Consider the following 17,216-nt stretch of genomic DNA (forward strand, 5'->3'; position numbering starts at 1 on the left):
CTCAGTCCCGCGCGGCGGCCGGTTCGGGCGCGGCGATCACCTCGGCCGGTTCGGGTTCCGGCGGGGTATCGGGCAGCGCCGAGGGCAGGACGCCCGGCGGCGGCAGGTCGGCCACCACGGGCGCGGATTGCCCGGTCAGCATCCGCAGGACCGAGATCAGCTCCTCGCGCAGCTTCTTGCGATGAGTCACCCGGTCCAGCATCCCGTGTTCCAGCAGGTATTCGGCGCGCTGGAAGCCCTCGGGCAGCTTTTCGCGGATGGTCTGCTCGATCACCCGGGGACCGGCAAAGCAGATCAGCGCGTTGGGTTCCGCGATCTGGATGTCGCCCAGCATGGCGTAGCTGGCGGTCACGCCGCCCGTGGTCGGATGGGTCAGCACGACGATATAGGGAAGCCCCGCCTCTTTCAGCATCTGCACGGCGACGGTGGTGCGGGGCATCTGCATCAGGGACAGGATGCCTTCCTGCATCCGCGCGCCCCCCGAGGCGGAGAACAGCACCAGGGGCCGCTTCATCTCGACCGCCCGCTTGGCCGCGGCGATGATGGCGTTGCCGACATACATCCCCATCGAGCCTGCCATGAAGTCGAAGTTCTGCGCCGCGGCCACAATGGGCGTGCGGCCCATCTCTCCCTCGGCCACCAGCATGGCGTCCTTTTCGTCCGATGCCCTTTGCGCGGCCTTCAGCCGTTCGGGGTATTTCTTCTGGTCCTTGAAGCCCAGCGGGTCCACCACCGGCTCGGGCACCTTCACCTCGGAAAAGACGCCGCCGTCGAACAGCGCGGTGAAGCGGGCGCGCGGGCTGATGGGCAGGTGATGGTCGCAGTTGGTGCAGACATTCAGGTTGTCGGCCAGTTCGCGGTGGAACAGCATGGTCCCGCATTCCGGGCATTTGGTCCACAGGTTCTCGGGCACCTCCCGCCGCGAGAACAGCGAGTTGATGCGCGGGCGGACGTAGTTGGTGATCCAGTTCATGGCGGTCCCCTGCGAAATCCGGGCGTCGCGCCGGAATAGGCCGGGGCGGGCGCTATTGCAATCGCGCGCGGGCTCGGCATGGTGCCGGACCATGTGGGCCGACCTGGCGATCATCCTTCATGCCGCGGCGGCGCTGGCCGTGTCGGTCCGGGTGCTGATGCGCCCGCGGCTTGAACCTCCAGTCAGGCTGGCCTGGCTGCTGGTGATCGTCGTGCTGCCGCTGGCGGGCATCCTCGGCTACCTGCTGTTCGGAGAGATCCGGCTGCGGCGCGGCTATCTGCAGACGCGGCGGCATGTGCGCGACCGGCTCGGCGGGCGCTGGCGGCGGGGCGGGCACGACCTGCTCGACCCCCTGCCCGACCATGCCGAGCCGGTGATCCGCTGCGGCCGCGCTGTGGGCGGCTTTCCGGCCGTCGCCGGAAACGAACTGCATCTTCTGCCCGAGGACGACAGCGCGCTGGACGCCATCGCCGCCGAGATAGACGCGGCCCGCGACCATGTGCATCTGCTGTTCTACATCTGGCTGCCCGACCGGTCCGGCACCCGTATCGCCGATGCCGCGATCCGCGCGGCCGAACGCGGCGTGACGGTGCGGGTGATCGTCGATGCGGTGGGCTCGCGGCTGCTGGTCCGCTCGGCCCAGTGGGGGCGGATGCGGGCGGCGGGGGTCGCCTGCCATGCGGCCTACCCCGTGGTCTATCCGTTGCTGCAAGTGCTGTTCCAGCGCCTCGACCTGCGCAACCACCGCAAGATCGTGGTGGTGGACAACGCCGTGGCCTTTACCGGCAGCCGCAACTGCGCCGACATGGCATTCGCCATCAAGCCGCGCTTCGCCCCCTGGATCGACATCCTCGTGCGGATCGAGGGGCCGGTCGTGCGCCAGATGCAGACGGCCTTCCTGGCCGACTGGATGAGCTATACCGGGCAGGATCTTGGTCACATGATGGACGGCACGCCCTCATCCGTCGAAGGCAGCGCCATCGCGCAGGTCATCGCCACCGGGCCGGACCACCGGCAGGCGTCGATGTCGGACACGATCACCACCCTGATCCACAGCGCACGCCACCATCTGACGATCACCACCCCCTATTACGTCCCCCAGGCCCCACTGGATTCCGCCATCCGCACCGTGGCGCGGCGCGGCGTCCGGGTCACGCTGATCCTGCCCGAGCGGAACGATTCACTGTTCGTGAAAGCCACCAGCGAGGGGCTGTGGCACGGGCTTCTGTTGGCGGGGGTCGAGATGCGGCTGTTTCAGCCGGGGCTGATCCATTCCAAGATCATCACCGTGGACGGGCGGATGGCGATGCTGGGCAGCGCCAACCTCGACCGCCGCAGCTTCGAGCTGAACTACGAACTGAACCTGGTGGTGGTGGACGATGCGCTGACCGCAGAACTGGACGAACGCCAGCGCAGCTACGTTGCCCGCTCGCGCCCCCTGACGCTGGCCGAGGTGCGGCGCTGGCCCTGGTGGCGGCGGCTTCGCAACAACATCCTGGCGCTGGCCGCGCCGCTGCTGTGAAAGGACTAGGCATGACCGACGCATCCGATCTGGCCACGCGCCATTGCGTGCCCTGCGACGGCGGGACGCCCCCCATGACCCGCGCCGAGGCCGAGGCGGCGCTTGCCGTGCTGGAGGGCTGGACCCTGTCGCCCGACGCAACCGCCATCGCGCGGCGATGGCAGTTCAAGGGCTTCGCCCGCGCCGCGCAGATGGCCAATCTGGCGGCCTGGCTGGCCGAGCAGCAGGGGCACCATCCCGACATCCGCTTCGGCTGGGGCTATTGCGAGGTGAGCTTCACCACCCACGCGGCGGGCGGGCTGACCGAAAACGACCTGATCTGCGCGGCCAGGCTGAACGCGATCCTCGCGCTATAGCCGCCGCCCATGAGCCAGCTTCCCGACAGCTTCTGCGCCGGCCTGCGCGCGGCCATGCCCATCTCCATCGGCTACCTGCCGGCGGCCTTCGCCTTCGGCGCGGCGGCAACCGGCATCGGGCTTGGCGTGGCCGAGGTCGGCGCCATATCGGCCATCGTCTTTTCCGGCGCGAACCAGGCCTTCCTGCTGGCCGCGATCCCGGCCGGGATGCCGGTCGTCGTGATGATCCTGCTGACTGGCGCTGCAAGCCTGCGGCACCTGCTTTACGGCCTTGTCCTGCGCCCCCGCATCCAAGCGGGCCGGGGCGAACGCGCGGTCTTCGCCTTCGGCCTGACCGACGAGGTCTTCGCCACCGCGCTGGCCGCGACCGGCAATGGCTGGCGGCCCGGCGGGCGCTGGCTGATCGCGCTGGCCCTGACCGCCTGGGCCGCCTGGGCGGGCGGCAGCCTGATCGGCGCGGCCGCGGGCGACGCCCTGCGGCGGATGAGCGAATCGGCCGCCGCCGCGATGGGCTTTGCCCTGCCCGCGCTGTTCATCGGGCTGATGCTGGGGTCCATCCGGCGAGAGGTCGCGGTGCCGGTGGCGCTGGCCGCCGCCATCGCCGCGCTGGCGGTCCTGACCGGGCATGACAGGCTGGCGATCCCCGGCGGCGCGCTGGCCTGCCTATCTGCGCGGTGGTTCCGGTGACTGCCGCGCTCTGGGTGGCCTTTGTCGTGATCGGGGCCGTGACCTATCTGACCCGCGCCCTGCCCCTGCTGCGCGACCACCCCGGCAAGGGTGCCAGGCCGCCCCCCGCATGGATGGAGGCGCTGGGCCCCTGCATCCTTGCCGCCATCGCCGTTGCCGTGCTGCTGCCCGAAGCGCGGGGGGCGCTGGCGCAGGGCAGCCTGCGCCCCTTCCTGCTGGGCGCGGCGGCGGCGGGCGCGGCCATGCGGTGGCGCCGCGATGCCGGGCTTGCAACACTCGCCGGGGTTGCGGCTTACTGGCTGGCTCTGTGAGCGCCCTTGCCCTTGCCCGCCCTGCCGCACGCGACTATCCCATCCCCAAGCCAGAGGGGACCAGCCAGATGCACAACACGCGCTTCGACAAGTCGAAACTGCCCAGCCGTCACGTGACCGAAGGGCCGGCGCGCGCCGCGCATCGCAGCTATCTTTACGCCATGGGCCTGTCCGAGGAGGAAATCCACCAGCCCCTCGTGGGCGTCGCCACCTGCTGGAACGAAGCCGCGCCCTGCAACATCGCCCTGAACCGGCAGGCGCAGGTCGTGAAGATGGGCGTCAAGAAGGGCGGCGGCACCCCGCGCGAGTTCACCACCATCACCGTCACCGACGGCATCGCCATGGGGCACGAGGGGATGCGGTCCTCGCTGGCCTCCCGCGACGCCATCGCGGACACGGTGGAACTGACCATGCGCGGGCATTGCTATGACGCGATCGTGGGGCTTGCGGGCTGCGACAAGAGCTTGCCGGGGATGATGATGGCGATGGTGCGGCTGAACGTGCCCTCAGTCTTCATCTATGGCGGCTCGATCCTGCCCGGCCGCTATCAGGGCCGCGACATCACCGTGCAGGACATGTTCGAGGCGGCGGGCAAGCACGCGGCGGGCCTGATCTCGGACGCGGAACTGGACATCATGGAGCGGGTCGCCTGCCCGTCCTCGGGCGCCTGTGGGGCGCAATACACGGCCAACACCATGGCCTGCGTGTCCGAGGCGATCGGGCTGGCGCTGCTCAACTCCTCAGGCGCGCCTGCCCCCTACGAGTCCCGCGACCAGTTCTGCGACGCCTCGGGCGTGGCGGTGATGAACCTGATCGAAAAGAACATCCGCGCCCGCGACATCGTCACCCGCAAGTCGCTGGAAAACGCGGCCCGCGTCGTCGCCTGCACCGGCGGGTCCACCAACGGGGGTCTGCACCTGCCCGCCATCGCGCATGAGGCGGGGATCGACTTCGACCTGTTCGACGTCTGCGACATCTTCCACGACACGCCCTATTTCGTGAACCTGCGGCCGGGCGGGGAATATGTGGCCAAGGACCTGTATGAAGTCGGCGGCATCCCGGTGGTGATGAAGGAACTGGCCCGCGCGGGCCTGCTGCATCTCGACTGCATCACCGCTTCGGGGCGCAGCTTGGGCGAGGAACTGGACGAGATCCGGGGCGAGCCGGACGGCAAGGTCATCCACCCCGTCGCCACGCCCCTGACCCCAACCGGCGGCGTCGTCGGCCTGCGCGGCAACCTCGCCCCCGACGGCGCCATCGTGAAGGTCGCGGGGATGAGCGAGGCGGATCAGGTCTTCACCGGCCCGGCCCTTGTCTTCGAATGCGAGGAGGACGCCTTCGAGGCCGTCCAGTCGCGCACCTACACCGAAGGCTGCGTCTTCGTGATCCGCAACGAAGGCCCGGCGGGCGGGCCGGGGATGCGCGAGATGCTGGCGACCACTGCGGCGCTGTCGGGCCAGGGCATGGGCAAGAAGGTCGCGCTGATCACCGACGGGCGCTTTTCCGGCGCCACGCGCGGCTTCTGCGTGGGCCATGTCGGTCCCGAGGCCGCCCATGGCGGACCGATCGCGCTGGTCAAGAAAGGCGACATCATCACGCTGAACGCTATCGAGGGCACGATCTCGGTGGACCTCTCGGATGACGAACTGGAACGCCGCAGGGCCGAATGGCAAGGCCCGCGCAAGACCGACTATGCCTCGGGCGCGCTGTGGAAATACGCGAAGCTGGTGGGCTCGGCCCGCTATGGCGCGGTCACGCATCCGGGGGCGCAGGCGGAAACCCATATCTACATGGACCAGTAAGGGGGCGCATCGTGGCATTCCGTCCGCGCAGGTGGCTGGCAGACGCCGTGCGGGGCCGGGCGGCCACGCATTGGGCGGCGATCGCCGCCAGCACCGACAGGATGTCGAACGGCCGGTTGCGCGCGATCCAGGCCGATGCGCTGGGCCTGCGGGCCAGCCTCGACCGCTTCCTGTCCCGCGCCCAGTTCCGGCTTGAGGGTCTGGGCCGGGCCATGGACGTGCTGAACCTGCCGCCCGGCACCGACTGGCGCTGGCGGCCGTCCTTCTTGTCCGACCGGATCACGCCCGCGGGTATCGCCGCGCCCGGAAACGGCCAGCATTTGGGCGACGAGGCCGCCGTCTGGCACGATTGCCCGTCGCAGGCGCTGATCCTGCGCCAGATGCCCAACCGCAACGCCGCCGACCTTGCGCCCCATGGCCTGCAACTGGAAACGCTGGGTTTCGGCGGCAGCTACCTTTCGGTGGCGATCAACCTGCCGCCGGACAGTCTCGACAACCTCACCCGGTCGCACATCATCCGCCTTGATGCCACCCTCAGCGTCGAGCGGCCGATGAGCATCTATGCGCGGCTGAACATCGGCCATGGTCCGAACACGGACGAACTGCTGCGCCACCTGGGCGACCTCGTGCCCGGCGATGTGCTGACGCGCGCCATCGAATTCGACCTGCATTACCTTGAAATCAATGAAAAACGGCTGGAACGCATGTGGCTCGACCTGATTTTCGAGACGCCTCAGATGAACTCGGTCCGCATCCGGGACCTGTTCTTCTCGCGCCACCTGCGCGCCGACATGTAGAGGTTCAGATGATCGGGAAATTCGCTTCGCTGGGATTGACGGGCGGTATCTGGGAAGGCGCCCTGCGGCTTGACGAGGCGCCTGCCCGCGTCGCCCTGACCCTGAACGGCCGCACCGTCGGGCTGGCCGAGGTCGAGCCCGAGGGCGAGGGGCTGTGGCGCATCCGCGCAAGACTTCCGGCCGAGACGCTGGCGGGCGGCGTCCAGACCTACATGCTGATCGCCGACGACGGCGAGGGGGTCGAGGGGCCGCGCCCCGGCGCCCTGCGGCTGGGGCACCTGCCGCTGCTGGCGGGCGAGGGGCTGGAGGGCGACCTGCGGGCCGAGATCGACCTGCTGCGGGCCGAGCTTGACCTGCTCAAGCGCGAATTCCGGCGCTTTGCCGCAGGCTGAGGCTCAGCCGCGCCGCCAGTAGCTGTAGCCGCCGGTCTCGGTGAAGCCCAGCCGGTCGTAAAGCCTCAGCGCCGGCGCCTTCGCCCGCGTCACCGCAATCGCCAGCTCTCGCGCGCCCTGCCCTTGGGCAAAGCGCGCCGCGCGGCGGACCATCCAGGCGCCCAGTTCCCTGCCCTGCCATTCCGGCAGCACCGCCATGGCGTGCAGCATGGCGAACGGCCCATGCACCGCGACAAAGGCGATCCCCGCCGCGCGGTCCTGCGTCCGCCCGAGGATCGCGGCCTTCGGCCCCTGCGCACGGTCGATGATCGCCTGCCGTTCGGGGCCGATGCCGGTCTGCATCCACAGGTCGCGCTGGATGGCCAGTGGCGGCCAGCATTCCATTGCCGTGACGGGCGGGATCGGCGGCTCGGCCAAGGGGGCGACCGGGGCCGACAGGATCGCCGTCGGATCGGATTCGCGGTATCCGCGCCCGGCCAGCGCCTCTGCCAGCGTCCCGTCATCCACTGCAAACAGCGGCGGCTGGCCCCAGGCGTGATGCCGGGCCTCGGCGGCCTCGATGTCGTCGGCCGTCCAAGCTCCCACGGCTCGCGCCGCGCTGACGCGGCCGCCGCCGCCTTCGCCGCGTGCGACCAGGAACCCGCCCTCGCGCGCATATTCGGCGGCGGGCCAGGTGGCGGTCCATGCGTCCTCGAACCCGGGCGGGATCACAGCCCCAGCCGCCGGATCAGGGCACCCCTCGCCTGCGCGACCTCTTGCGCGTCGAGGCCGCGGATCACGAGATTGGTGCCGAAGCGGTCCTCTTCGCGAAAGGGATAGCTGCCCAGCGACAGCCGGGGATGGGCGACGGCGATTTCGCGCAAGCCGTCGGCGACCTCGGATTCAGGCCGCTCGACGCGGATCGAATCCGAGACCACCGGCCGCCCGCGGGTCAGCCGGGGCAGCAGCGCATCGACCATGCTGCGGAAGACCGAAGGAACGCCCGCCATGACATGCAGCCCTCCGATGGAAAAGCCGGGGGCGGCGGATTCGGCGTTCTCGATCAGGGTCGCGCCGACGGGGATGCGGGCCATCCGCAACCGGCTTTCGGTGATCTCGGTCCCGAGCCGCGCCCAGCGTTCCTCCATCATCCGCCGCGCCTCGGCGTTGATTTCCAAGGACGCGCCATAGGCGTCGGCCACGGCATCGGCAGTGATGTCGTCATGCGTCGGCCCGATCCCGCCCGAGCTGAACACCATGTCCCAGGCGCCGCCCAGATGCCGGTCCAACGCCCGAAGCGCCGCCACGATCACCTGATGATCGTCGGCCACCACCCGGATTTCCCGCAGGTCGATCCCGACCGAGGTCAGCACTCCGGCAAGGTGATGGGCGTTCAGGTCGCGGGTGCGGCCGGACAGGATCTCGTCCCCGATCAGCAGGATCGCGGCGGTGGGATTTTCCGATTGCATCGTCATGCCTCGCTGTTCGGGCGTCATAATGCCCGTGCGCGGGACTGGAACAAGTGGAACCCGAGGGCTATCTGCGTGAGGGAAGTGAAAGGACCGCTCGATGAACGATGCCCGCGTGACCCCCGAAGGAATCCGCATCCATGCCCGCGAGGATTTCGCCGGGATGCATGCGGCCGGACGGCTGACCGCGCAGATCCTCGACGAGGTGGGCGACCTGGTGGTGCCCGGCGCCACCACGGGCGAGATCGACGCCTTCATCGAGCGCCGGGTCGGGGAACTGGGCGCCACCAGCGCCACCATCGGCTATCGCGGCTACCAGCACGCAAGCTGCATCAGCGTGAACCATGTCGTCTGCCACGGCATTCCCGGCGAAAAGCGGCTGGCCGACGGCGACATCCTGAACATCGACGTGACAGTGATCCTGGACGGCTGGTTCGGCGATTCCAGCCGGATGTATGTCGCGGGGACGCCCTCTGTTAAGGCGAAGCGGCTGATCCAGGTGACGCATGACGCGCTGATGAAGGGGATCGAGGCCGTGCGCCCCGGCAACACCTTCGGTGACATCGGCCATGCCATCCAGACCCATGCCGAGGGCCAGCGGATGTCGGTGGTGCGCGATTTCTGCGGCCATGGCGTGGGCCGCACCTTCCACGCGCCGCCGAACGTCCTGCACTTCGGCCGCCCCGGCAAGGGGCCGATGCTGGAGGAAGGGATGTTCTTCACCATCGAGCCGATGATCAACCTCGGCCGCGCCGAGACCAAGGTGCTGGCCGACGACTGGACCGCCGTGACCCGCGACAAGTCGCTGTCGGCGCAGTTCGAGCACGCGGTGGGCGTGACGGCGGACGGCTGCGAGATCTTCACCCTCTCGCCCGCGGGCAGGTTCTTCCCGGCGATCTAGCCCGCGGCGACCCGCGGCACCGACGCGACCGGCGTCGCCGCAGGCCCGTCGGTGAACTGCAGCCGCGCCAGCCGCGCGTAAAGCCCGCCCTGCGCCACCAGTTCCTCATGCGTGCCCTGCTGCACGATGCGGCCCCCGTCCATCACCACGATGCGGTCGGCCTTCTTCACGGTCGCGAGGCGATGGGCCACGATGATCGTCGTGCGCCCCCGCGCGAGTGCGTCGATGGCGTCCTGCACCAGCCGCTCGGACTGGGCGTCCAAGGCGCTGGTCGCCTCGTCCAGCAGCAGGATCGGGGCGTCGCGCAGGATCGCGCGGGCAATGGCGATGCGCTGCTTCTGGCCGCCCGACAGCATGACGCCGCGCTCGCCCACCTGGGTGTCGTAGCCTTCCGGCAGCGACATCAGGAAGTCATGGGCGTTGGCGGCGCGGGCGGCGGCCTCGATCTGCGCGTCACTGGCGCCGGACTGGCCGAAGCGGATGTTTTCCCGCGCGCTGGTCGCGAAGATCACCGGGTCCTGCGGGACCAGCGCGATGGCCTGCCGGAAATCGGCGCGAGCCATGTCGCGCAGGTCGATGCCGTCGATGCAGACCCGGCCCCGGTCGGGGTCCCAGAAGCGCTGGATAAGCTGCACCACCGTCGTCTTGCCGGCGCCCGAGGGGCCGACCAGCGCCACCGTCTCGCCCGGACGGATCGCCAGCGTGATGTCATCCAGCGCCGATATGTCGGGGCGGGTCGGATAGCGGAAGCTGACACTGTTGAAGTCGATGCGGCCCTTGACCGGGCGCGGCAGAGGCACCGGGTTCGCGGGATCGCGCAGCGTGTCCTCGGTCGCCAGCAGGTCGCCCAGCCGCTCGGTCGCGCCGGCGGCACGCTGCAGTTCGCCCCAGATCTCGGACAGGGCGCCCAGGGAACCGGCGACAAGAACGGCGTAGATGACGAACTGCACCAGTTCGCCCACGGTCATGGCGCCCGCGTTCACGTCGCGTGCGCCCACCCACAGGACGCCGACGACGCCCGCGAAGATCAGGAAGATCACCACCGCCGTCATCAGCGCCCGGATGCGGATGCGCCGCGCGGCCGAGGCAAAGGCGCTTTCGGTGACGCCCGCGAAGGCGGCGCGCGCGGGTTCCTCGGCGGTGAAGGCCTGGACGGTCTGCGCGGCCAGCAGCGTCTCGGAGGCGGTGCCCGAGGAACTGGCGATCCAGTCCTGGTTCTCGCGCGACAAGGCCCGCAGGCGGCGGCCCAGCAGGATGATGGGCAGGATCACCACCGGCACCATCAGGAACAGAAGGCCGGTCAGCTTGGGCGAGGTGACGAGCAGCATGACCAGCCCGCCGATCACCACCACCGTCTGCCGCAGCGCCAGCGAGACGGAGCTTGAGATCACCGAGAGGATCAGCGTGGTGTCGGTGGTGATGCGGCTGATGATCTCGCCGGTCATCACCCGTTCGTAGAAGGCCGGGGAAAGCCCGATCACCCGGTCGAAGACGGCGCGGCGGATGTCGGCCACGACCCGCTCGCCCAGCCGCGTCACCAGCGCGTAGCGCAGCGCCGTGCCGAGGGCCAGCGCCGCCGCAATGATCAGGGCCGCGACGAAATATTCGTCAAGCAGTTGCGAGTTCTCGGCGAATCCGTCCACGACGCGGCGCACGGCGACCGGCAGGATCAGGCTGACCGCCGCCGTGGCCAGCAGCGCGACGGCAGCCGCGGCCATCATCGCGCGGTAAGGGCGCAGGAAGGGCCACAGCGCCCTCAGCACCCCGATGCGGCGGGTGGTCGGGCGGTCGATGGCGGCTTTCGGGGCTCGGGCCAAGGCTTTCTCCGGCGCTGGGTCCGGGATGGTGTAGGCATTCGGCCGCGCTGGGGCAACCCGCAGGGCTGCGGCATCCTGCCCGGTGCCGCGGCAGGGTGCGTGGTTCTCAGGCACAGCCCCTTGCCGCACCCTGCTCCCGCAGGGTGCGTGCCCTTGCACGCAACGTTGCCCTCAGACCCCGCCCATGACCGCGCCGACCACGGCGCAGGCGATCACCGCATAGCCCATGTCGATCAGCGTCATCACCATCGGCCGGGGCGAATAGGTGTTGGTGATGAAGAACCACGGCGCCACGATGCCCGCCCCGATCCCCGCGCCCCAGCCGAGGCCCGCCACGATCCCATCGATCCCGGCGCGCACGAACAGGATGCGGATCATCGCCGCAATGGCGACCAAGGCCACCCCCGCCAGCAGGTAGGGCGTGACGGACCGCGACAAAGGATGCCCGATGTTCTGCACCTGCAACCCCGAGGCATTGCTGTAGATCCGGTCGTTCATCCGGTACCAGATCGCCCCGATCACCCAAGCGAGGATGGCGGCGGCAATGACGATCATCAGTTCCATCGGCTCACCCCCTTGCGCCCGCAAGCGCCAGCACCGCGTCCCATTCGGCATCCGTCACCGGCTGCACCGACAGGCGCGAGTTCTTGACCAGCACCATGTCGGCAAAGCGCGGCTCGGCCTTGATCTCGGCCAGCGTCACGGAACGCGGCAGCGGCTCGACCGCGCGGATATCCACGCATTCCCATCTGGGATCATCCGAGGTGGAATCGGGATGCGCCTCGGCGATCACCTCGACGATGCCGACCACGGCCTTGCCTTCGTTCGAATGGTAGAAGAAGCCCCGGTCGCCCAGCTTCATCTGCCGCATGAGGTTGCGGGCCTGATGGCTGCGGACGCCGTCCCATTCCTCGCCCGCCTCACCCTTTGCGGCAAGGTCGTCCCATGAAAACACCTCCGGCTCGGACTTGAAGAGCCAGCGGTTCATCCGATGACCTTGCGCCACTCGCTGACCTCGACGGATTCAAAGACATCCGCCGCCGCATAGGGGTCCTCGGCGACCCAGGCCCTTGCCGCGTCGAGATCATCCGCCTCGATCACCAGCAATGATCCGCAGGGCTGGCCGTCCTGAAGGAACGGTCCCGCCAACTGCACCCTGCCCGAGCCGTTCAGCCATGCCAGATGCGCCTCGCGCGTGGTCATGCGGCTGTCCAGGCGACCGGGCTTGTCCCGGCAGATCACGGTGAAAAGCGGCATCATTCCTCCTTGAGCGGGCGTGCGAGCAGAAGCTCCACCGCCTGTTTAACGCCCACGCGGCCCCCGGCAAGCCCGGCGATCAGGGTCGAGATCGGCATCTCGATACCGTCGCGGGCGGCAATGGCGGCGACGGCGCGGGCGGTCGCGGCGCCTTCCACGGTAACATGGGGGTCGAAGGGCTCGGCCCGGCCCAACGACAGGCCATAGCGGAAGTTGCGCGACTGCTCGGATGTGGCGGTCAGGATCAGGTCGCCCAGCCCCGACAGGCCGGTCAGCGTCTCGGGGTCGGCGCCCTTCGCGGCGGCAAAGCGGGTCATCTCGGCAAAGCCGCGCGTGATGATGGCGGCGCGGGCGGAATCGCCAAGCCCCGCGCCGATGGCGACCCCCGCCGCGATGGCGATGACGTTCTTCAGCGCGCCGCCAAGTTCCGCCCCGGTCACGTCGGTCGTGCGGTAAAGCCGCAGGACAGGGGTGGAGAGCGCGTGCTGCAGCCCGTGGCCCGCCATTGCATCAGCGCAGGCGAGCGTCAGGGCGGTCGGCAGCCCCCGCGCGATGTCGGCGGCGAAGCTGGGACCGGTCAGGACGGCTACCGTCGCCGCGGGGCAGGCCTCGGCCAGCATCCGCGCGGGCGAGCGCCCGGTGGCGAGGTCGATCCCCTTGGCGCAACTGACCAGCGCCCGCCCGTCCAGCCGGGCCGCGTGGTCGGACAGGAAGGCGCCCGTGGCCTGCGCGGGGATGGCGACCAGCAGGATGTCGGCGTCGGGCAAGCTCTCGGTCGCCGTGACGCCGCCGGGCAGGATGACGCCGGGCAGCAGCGGGTTTTCCCCGCGCCAGCCGATCCGGCGACCCCACAGCGCCACCGGCCCGTTCGCCGAAAGCGCCACCGCCAGCGCGGTGCCGAAGGCGCCTGCGCCGAGGACGGCGACGCTCATGCCTTGGCCCCGCGCTTGCCCGCGCCCAGCATCGGTGCTGCGTTTTGGTCCAGCGGCCAGCGCGGGCGGGCAGCGAGGTCCATGCCGTCGCGGTGGCCCAAGCGGAAGCGCTCGATCCCCGCCCAGGCGATCATCGCGGCGTTATCGGTGCAAAGCGCCAGTGGCGGCGCAAGGAAGCGGACGCCGGCCTCGGCGGTCACCCGTTCCAGCGCCGCCCGGATGGTGCGGTTGGCGGCGACCCCTCCGGCGACGGCGACCACCGGCACGTCGGCTTCAGCCAGAGCGCGGCGGGTCTTTTCGGCCAGCACCTCGGCCACGGCCCGCTGGAACGAGGCGCAGATGTCGGCGCGCAGGCCGTCGCGCAGCCCCCCTTCCGCCGCCACCGCCTGATCGCGGACCCGCAGCACGGCGGTCTTGAGCCCGGAAAAGCTGAGATCGCAGCCGGGTCGGTCCAGCAGCGGGCGCGGCAGCGGGACGGCGGCGGGATCTCCCCTGGCCGCCTCGGCTTCCACGGAAGGTCCGCCCGGCTGGGGCAGGCCCAGAAGCTTCGCCACCTTGTCGAAGGCCTCGCCCGGGGCGTCGTCGATGGTGCCGCCGAGGCGGGTGAACTCCTCGGGACCGGATACCCGCAGGAACTGGCAATGCCCGCCCGAGACCAGCAGCATCAGGTAGGGGAAGCCGATCCCGTCGGTCAGCCGCGGCGTCAGTGCGTGCCCGGCAAGGTGGTTCACGCCGACCAGCGGCAGCCCCGTGCCCGCAGCCAGCCCCTTGGCCAGCATCACCCCGGCCATGACCCCGCCGATCAGCCCCGGCCCTGCCGTCACTGCAATCGCATCCAGATCGCGCAGCCCGACGCCCGCCTGTTCCAGCGCCATTTCGACGCAGAGGTCCAGCCGCTCGGCGTGCGCCCGGGCGGCGATCTCGGGGACCACGCCGCCGAAACCCGCGTGCAGCGCCGTCTGGCCGGACACGACCGAGGACAGCACCTCGCGCGCGCCCGTCACCACGGCGGCGGCGGTGTCGTCGCAACTGCTCTCGATGCCGAGGACGGTGAGGGTCATGGTTGAAATCGCGGGGCTGCTGCGGCTTATCGGGGGTTAGCACCCGTCCCGAGGAAACGCCATGCAAGAGCCCGCACCCGTGGTGCTGATCACCCGCCCCGAAGCCGCCGCCCGCCGCTTTGCCGCGCAGGTCGAGGCATTGGGCCTGCGGCATGTGATCGCCCCCCTGCTGCGGATCGTCGGGGTGCCGCATGACGGGGCGGCGGTGCGGGACGCGACTGGGCTGGTCTTCACCTCGGAAAACGGCGTCCGCTTCGCCGGGCCGGGAAGGGGCCGTCCCGCCTGGTGCGTCGGCCCGCGCACGGCGGAACAGGCGCGCAAGGCGGGCTATGACGTGCGCGAAGGTCCGGGCGACGCGGCCCGGCTGATTCCGCTGATCGACGATCTCGGCCCCGGCTGGCTGCACCCCCATGGCGCCCATGTCGCGGCCCGCCTGCCGGCGCCGGGGATGGTGGTCTACGACCAGTTGCCGCTGCCGCCTTCGCCCGAAGCGCTGGCGCTGCTGCAAGGCACGGCGCCGGTGATTCTGCCGCTGTTTTCGCCGCGCAGTGCCCGACTTGCGGCCGAGGCGGCGCGGGGGTCGCCGGGCGCCCCCCTGCGGATCGTGCCGATCAGCGCGGCGGCCGAGGCCGCGTGGCGCGCGGCCTGGCCTGAAGGCCCGGTCCGGTGCGTCGTCGCGGACCAGCCCGATGCCGAGAGCATCCTGCGGGCGATCCGGGCGGTGACGGATACGGAACGCGAGCCCTTCAGCGCGGGTTGAGCGCGCTGACGCCGCCGTCTAGGGTTGGCGCCATCGCGCCCGCCGTGGCGCGTCCTCTACCTGGGTTTTCGACCGAACCGGCGGGCGCCTGTCCCCCGGAGCTGCAAGGGATCGCCGCCACATGACCGACCGCCCCGACGACGCCACACCGACCGGCCGCCGCGCGCCCGCCGTCCCCGGCTCGGCCGTGCCCTCGCGCGAGGCGCCGGCGCCATCGGCCGACGCGGCCGAACGCCCCGCCGCGCCGCTGATCGATTCGGCGCTGGTCGGCAAAGGCGGCGACCGCCCCGCGATGGCGCGGCGGACGGCTGCAGTACGTCCGGTTTCTGGCGGAACCGACAGGATCGTGGCGGGAAACAGGGTCGAGGGTTCGTCAGGCGACCCCACGTCGGCTGCATTGGCGCGGCCGGACGTGGTGGCGGCCGGCATGTCCGAACCCGTGACCGGCGACGCCGCGAATCCCCCCTTTTCGACCGGCGCCGGGGCGACGGCCGGCGACGGCGCCGGCCCGGCCCCGAAAAGCGGGACGGCGGCGGGATCGCCGGAAACATCCTCTGGCATCCCGGCGGTGGCGCACGGTGACAAGGAGCGCGGGCCGAACGCCCCTGCCCCGGCAGCCCGCCCCGCCGAGCCACCGGCGCCCGTGCAGCGGCGGGGCGGCTTCGCGCCCCTGTTCCTTGGCGGCGTGGTCGCGGCGGCCCTGGGCGCGGGCGCGGCCTACTGGGCGGTGCCGCGGCTGCCCCCCGCCTGGCAGCCCTCAGCCCCCGCGCCGGCCACCGATACCGCCGCGCTGTCCGAGGCCGCAGCCGAGGCTGCCCGCGCCGAGATCGAGCGGCAGGCGGGCGTTGTCGAATCGCGCGCCATCGAGGCGGCGAGGCAGGCGGCGGCCGATGCCGCCACGCAGGCGGCGGGCGCCAGCCTGTCGGCGCAGGGCGAGACGCTGATCGATCAGGCCCGGCAGGCGGGGGCGGATGCCGCCGCCCAGCTTCTGGCCGAAGCACCGGCGGGTCCCGGCCCCGACCCCTCGCTGCAGACGACGCTGGCCGCGCAGGCGCGCCAGCTTGCCGCGTTGGATCAGGCGCTGGCGGAACTGCGTGAGGCGCCCGGCCAGACGATCGACCTTTCCCCCGTGCAGCAGGGGATCGAGACGCAGGCCGCCCGCATCGACGCGCTGGAACAGGCGCTGTCGGCGCAGCCGGCCGGCGATCCGGGCGCGCTTGATTCGGCGCTGCAGGCGCAGGCGGGCCGGATCGAGGCGCTGGAACAGGCCGTCGCCGCGCTGCGGGACTCTCCACCGGTCGATCTCGCCCCCATCCAGGCACGGCTTGACGAACTGGCGCAGCGCCCGGTCGTGGACACCGAGGCCGTCGAGCGGCTGAACACGCTTGCGGCGGATGTGGTGGCCGCGACCCAGCGCATCGGCATGGTTGCCGAACAGGCCGAGGCGCGTCTGGCCGAGGTGGAATCCCGCGCCGCCACGCTGGCGGACACGGCCGACGAGGCCGCGCGCCGCGCGCAGGCCGCCGCCGCCGCCGCCGCCATCGGCGAGGCGCTGCAGACCGGCGCCCCGCGCGACGCCGCGCTGAGCCAGCTTGCGGAAGCGGGTGTCACCCCGCCCCCCGCCCTGATGGTCGAGGTGCCGACGCTGGACGAACTCGTGGCGGGCTTCCCGCCTGCGGCGCGGGCCGCGCTGCGCGACGCGCTGCAGGCCGAAACCGTGCAGGGACAGGGCAGCTTCCTCGGGAACTTCCTGCGCGCCCAGACGGGTGCCCGTTCCGTCGCGCCGCGCGAAGGGGACGACGCCGACGCCGTGCTGTCCCGCGCCGGGGCCGCGGTTGAACGCGGCGAGATCCGGGCGGCGCTGGCCGAGCTTGCCGCCCTGCCCGAGCCTGCGCGCCCTGCCATGGCGGAATGGACCGCGCAGGCACAGGCCTATGCCGACGCGCATTCCGCCGTCGAGGCGCTGGTCGCACCCGAGCCTGCCGCACCCGCCGCAGGCCAGGAGGAGGCATCCGCGCAGCCTGAACCCGCCGAAGACGAACCCGCAGCCGAGCCCGCCGGCGCAGACGCGCCCGCGCAGGCCGAAGACGCGCCGGACCTGCGGCCGACGCCGCCGGTCATCACCACAACCGTTCCCCTGGGCCAGCCCGCCCCGCCGCCGGCTGACGCCGGTGCCGCAGCCCCGTCCAACTGAGGTTCC

The 17,216-nt window shown here is 71.1% G+C and carries 19 protein-coding genes; 10 read left to right on the forward strand and 9 right to left on the reverse strand.

Annotated features, from left to right (window positions below; all coding sequences use genetic code 11):
- Position 1: 1 nt before the first annotated feature.
- On the reverse strand, positions 2-973 hold the full coding sequence (gene accD / locus JGR78_RS06240; protein WP_182803713.1) for an acetyl-CoA carboxylase, carboxyltransferase subunit beta: 972 nt from the start codon (positions 971-973) through the stop codon (positions 2-4).
- A 91-nt stretch (positions 974-1,064) separates the two neighbouring features.
- Here accD and cls point away from each other — a divergent pair, with 91 nt between their 5' ends.
- From cls to JGR78_RS06275, 7 genes are all read left to right on the forward strand, one after another.
- A complete protein-coding gene (gene cls, locus JGR78_RS06245; RefSeq protein ID WP_182803578.1) occupies positions 1,065-2,495 on the forward strand; it encodes a cardiolipin synthase in 1,431 nt (476 codons plus the stop codon).
- Positions 2,496-2,506: 11 nt separating this feature from the next.
- A complete protein-coding gene (locus JGR78_RS06250; protein WP_182803580.1) occupies positions 2,507-2,851 on the forward strand; it encodes a 4a-hydroxytetrahydrobiopterin dehydratase in 345 nt (114 codons plus the stop codon).
- 9 nt (positions 2,852-2,860) lie between these two features.
- A complete protein-coding gene (locus JGR78_RS06255; protein ID WP_182791265.1) occupies positions 2,861-3,538 on the forward strand; it encodes an AzlC family ABC transporter permease in 678 nt (225 codons plus the stop codon).
- Positions 3,535-3,849: an AzlD domain-containing protein gene (locus JGR78_RS06260; protein WP_182803582.1), complete on the forward strand. Its 315-nt coding sequence runs from the start codon at positions 3,535-3,537 to the stop codon at positions 3,847-3,849. The genes JGR78_RS06255 and JGR78_RS06260 overlap by 4 nt, the downstream gene beginning before the upstream one ends.
- A gap of 68 nt (positions 3,850-3,917) precedes the next feature.
- Complete coding sequence (ilvD, locus tag JGR78_RS06265) at positions 3,918-5,651, forward strand: dihydroxy-acid dehydratase (RefSeq protein ID WP_182791337.1); 1,734 nt, start codon at positions 3,918-3,920, stop codon at positions 5,649-5,651.
- An 11-nt stretch (positions 5,652-5,662) separates the two neighbouring features.
- Positions 5,663-6,448 (forward strand): DUF6478 family protein, encoded by a 786-nt coding sequence (locus JGR78_RS06270; protein ID WP_182791263.1) that lies wholly within the window; start codon positions 5,663-5,665, stop codon positions 6,446-6,448.
- Between the two features lie 8 nt (positions 6,449-6,456).
- Positions 6,457-6,840, forward strand: coding sequence for a hypothetical protein (locus JGR78_RS06275; protein ID WP_182791262.1), 384 nt, complete (start codon positions 6,457-6,459; stop codon positions 6,838-6,840).
- A gap of 3 nt (positions 6,841-6,843) precedes the next feature.
- Here the strand turns inward: JGR78_RS06275 and JGR78_RS06280 are convergent, their stop codons facing one another.
- Together JGR78_RS06280 and JGR78_RS06285 are read right to left on the reverse strand one after the other, a co-directional pair.
- Positions 6,844-7,551 (reverse strand): N-acetyltransferase, encoded by a 708-nt coding sequence (locus JGR78_RS06280; RefSeq protein WP_234450884.1) that lies wholly within the window; start codon positions 7,549-7,551, stop codon positions 6,844-6,846.
- The gene (locus JGR78_RS06285) at positions 7,548-8,288 is read right to left on the reverse strand and encodes a molybdopterin-binding protein (protein WP_182803718.1); all 741 of its coding nucleotides are present in this window, start codon (positions 8,286-8,288) and stop codon (positions 7,548-7,550) included. Before JGR78_RS06285 ends, JGR78_RS06280 begins: the two co-directional genes overlap by 4 nt.
- A 100-nt stretch (positions 8,289-8,388) precedes the next feature.
- On the opposite strand from JGR78_RS06285, the gene map reads away from it, so the two are divergent.
- Positions 8,389-9,189 (forward strand): type I methionyl aminopeptidase, encoded by an 801-nt coding sequence (map, locus tag JGR78_RS06290; RefSeq protein ID WP_182791261.1) that lies wholly within the window; start codon positions 8,389-8,391, stop codon positions 9,187-9,189.
- Here map and JGR78_RS06295 read toward each other — a convergent pair.
- The 6 genes from JGR78_RS06295 to tsaD form a co-directional block, all read right to left on the reverse strand.
- Positions 9,186-11,006 (reverse strand): ABC transporter transmembrane domain-containing protein, encoded by a 1,821-nt coding sequence (locus tag JGR78_RS06295; protein WP_182791260.1) that lies wholly within the window; start codon positions 11,004-11,006, stop codon positions 9,186-9,188. The genes map and JGR78_RS06295 overlap by 4 nt on opposite strands.
- A 171-nt stretch (positions 11,007-11,177) precedes the next feature.
- Complete coding sequence (locus JGR78_RS06300; RefSeq protein WP_182791259.1) at positions 11,178-11,570, reverse strand: DUF1761 domain-containing protein; 393 nt, start codon at positions 11,568-11,570, stop codon at positions 11,178-11,180.
- 4 nt (positions 11,571-11,574) lie between these two features.
- On the reverse strand, positions 11,575-11,994 hold the full coding sequence (locus tag JGR78_RS06305; RefSeq protein WP_182791258.1) for an EVE domain-containing protein: 420 nt from the start codon (positions 11,992-11,994) through the stop codon (positions 11,575-11,577).
- The gene (locus JGR78_RS06310; RefSeq protein WP_200559466.1) at positions 11,991-12,266 is read right to left on the reverse strand and encodes a YciI family protein; all 276 of its coding nucleotides are present in this window, start codon (positions 12,264-12,266) and stop codon (positions 11,991-11,993) included. The genes JGR78_RS06305 and JGR78_RS06310 overlap by 4 nt, the downstream gene beginning before the upstream one ends.
- Positions 12,263-13,195 (reverse strand): NAD(P)H-dependent glycerol-3-phosphate dehydrogenase, encoded by a 933-nt coding sequence (locus tag JGR78_RS06315; protein ID WP_182803584.1) that lies wholly within the window; start codon positions 13,193-13,195, stop codon positions 12,263-12,265. The genes JGR78_RS06310 and JGR78_RS06315 overlap by 4 nt, the downstream gene beginning before the upstream one ends.
- On the reverse strand, positions 13,192-14,256 hold the full coding sequence (tsaD, locus tag JGR78_RS06320) for a tRNA (adenosine(37)-N6)-threonylcarbamoyltransferase complex transferase subunit TsaD (RefSeq protein ID WP_182803586.1): 1,065 nt from the start codon (positions 14,254-14,256) through the stop codon (positions 13,192-13,194). The genes JGR78_RS06315 and tsaD overlap by 4 nt, the downstream gene beginning before the upstream one ends.
- A gap of 61 nt (positions 14,257-14,317) precedes the next feature.
- On the opposite strand from tsaD, the gene JGR78_RS06325 reads away from it, so the two are divergent.
- Positions 14,318-15,016 (forward strand): uroporphyrinogen-III synthase, encoded by a 699-nt coding sequence (locus tag JGR78_RS06325; RefSeq protein WP_182803588.1) that lies wholly within the window; start codon positions 14,318-14,320, stop codon positions 15,014-15,016.
- Positions 15,017-15,137: 121 nt separating this feature from the next.
- Positions 15,138-17,210 (forward strand): COG4223 family protein, encoded by a 2,073-nt coding sequence (locus JGR78_RS06330; RefSeq protein WP_182803590.1) that lies wholly within the window; start codon positions 15,138-15,140, stop codon positions 17,208-17,210.
- Positions 17,211-17,216 lie beyond the last annotated feature (6 nt).

This window comes from Paracoccus sp. MC1862, assembly GCF_016617715.1.
GTDB lineage: Bacteria > Pseudomonadota > Alphaproteobacteria > Rhodobacterales > Rhodobacteraceae > Paracoccus.

Excerpts from the sequence above, each read along its gene's own strand:
- accD (WP_182803713.1), bottom strand. The coding sequence starts at position 973 with ATGAACTGGATCACCAACTACGTCCGCCCGCGCATCAACTCGCTGTTC.
- cls (WP_182803578.1), top strand. The coding sequence starts at position 1,065 with ATGTGGGCCGACCTGGCGATCATCCTTCATGCCGCGGCGGCGCTGGCC.
- JGR78_RS06250 (WP_182803580.1), top strand. The coding sequence starts at position 2,507 with ATGACCGACGCATCCGATCTGGCCACGCGCCATTGCGTGCCCTGCGAC.
- JGR78_RS06255 (WP_182791265.1), top strand. The coding sequence starts at position 2,861 with ATGAGCCAGCTTCCCGACAGCTTCTGCGCCGGCCTGCGCGCGGCCATG.
- ilvD (WP_182791337.1), top strand. The coding sequence starts at position 3,918 with ATGCACAACACGCGCTTCGACAAGTCGAAACTGCCCAGCCGTCACGTG.
- JGR78_RS06275 (WP_182791262.1), top strand. The coding sequence starts at position 6,457 with ATGATCGGGAAATTCGCTTCGCTGGGATTGACGGGCGGTATCTGGGAA.
- JGR78_RS06285 (WP_182803718.1), bottom strand. The coding sequence starts at position 8,288 with ATGCAATCGGAAAATCCCACCGCCGCGATCCTGCTGATCGGGGACGAG.
- map (WP_182791261.1), top strand. The coding sequence starts at position 8,389 with ATGAACGATGCCCGCGTGACCCCCGAAGGAATCCGCATCCATGCCCGC.
- JGR78_RS06300 (WP_182791259.1), bottom strand. The coding sequence starts at position 11,570 with ATGGAACTGATGATCGTCATTGCCGCCGCCATCCTCGCTTGGGTGATC.
- JGR78_RS06305 (WP_182791258.1), bottom strand. The coding sequence starts at position 11,994 with ATGAACCGCTGGCTCTTCAAGTCCGAGCCGGAGGTGTTTTCATGGGAC.
- JGR78_RS06310 (WP_200559466.1), bottom strand. The coding sequence starts at position 12,266 with ATGATGCCGCTTTTCACCGTGATCTGCCGGGACAAGCCCGGTCGCCTG.
- JGR78_RS06315 (WP_182803584.1), bottom strand. The coding sequence starts at position 13,195 with ATGAGCGTCGCCGTCCTCGGCGCAGGCGCCTTCGGCACCGCGCTGGCG.
- tsaD (WP_182803586.1), bottom strand. The coding sequence starts at position 14,256 with ATGACCCTCACCGTCCTCGGCATCGAGAGCAGTTGCGACGACACCGCC.
- JGR78_RS06325 (WP_182803588.1), top strand. The coding sequence starts at position 14,318 with ATGCAAGAGCCCGCACCCGTGGTGCTGATCACCCGCCCCGAAGCCGCC.
- JGR78_RS06330 (WP_182803590.1), top strand. The coding sequence starts at position 15,138 with ATGACCGACCGCCCCGACGACGCCACACCGACCGGCCGCCGCGCGCCC.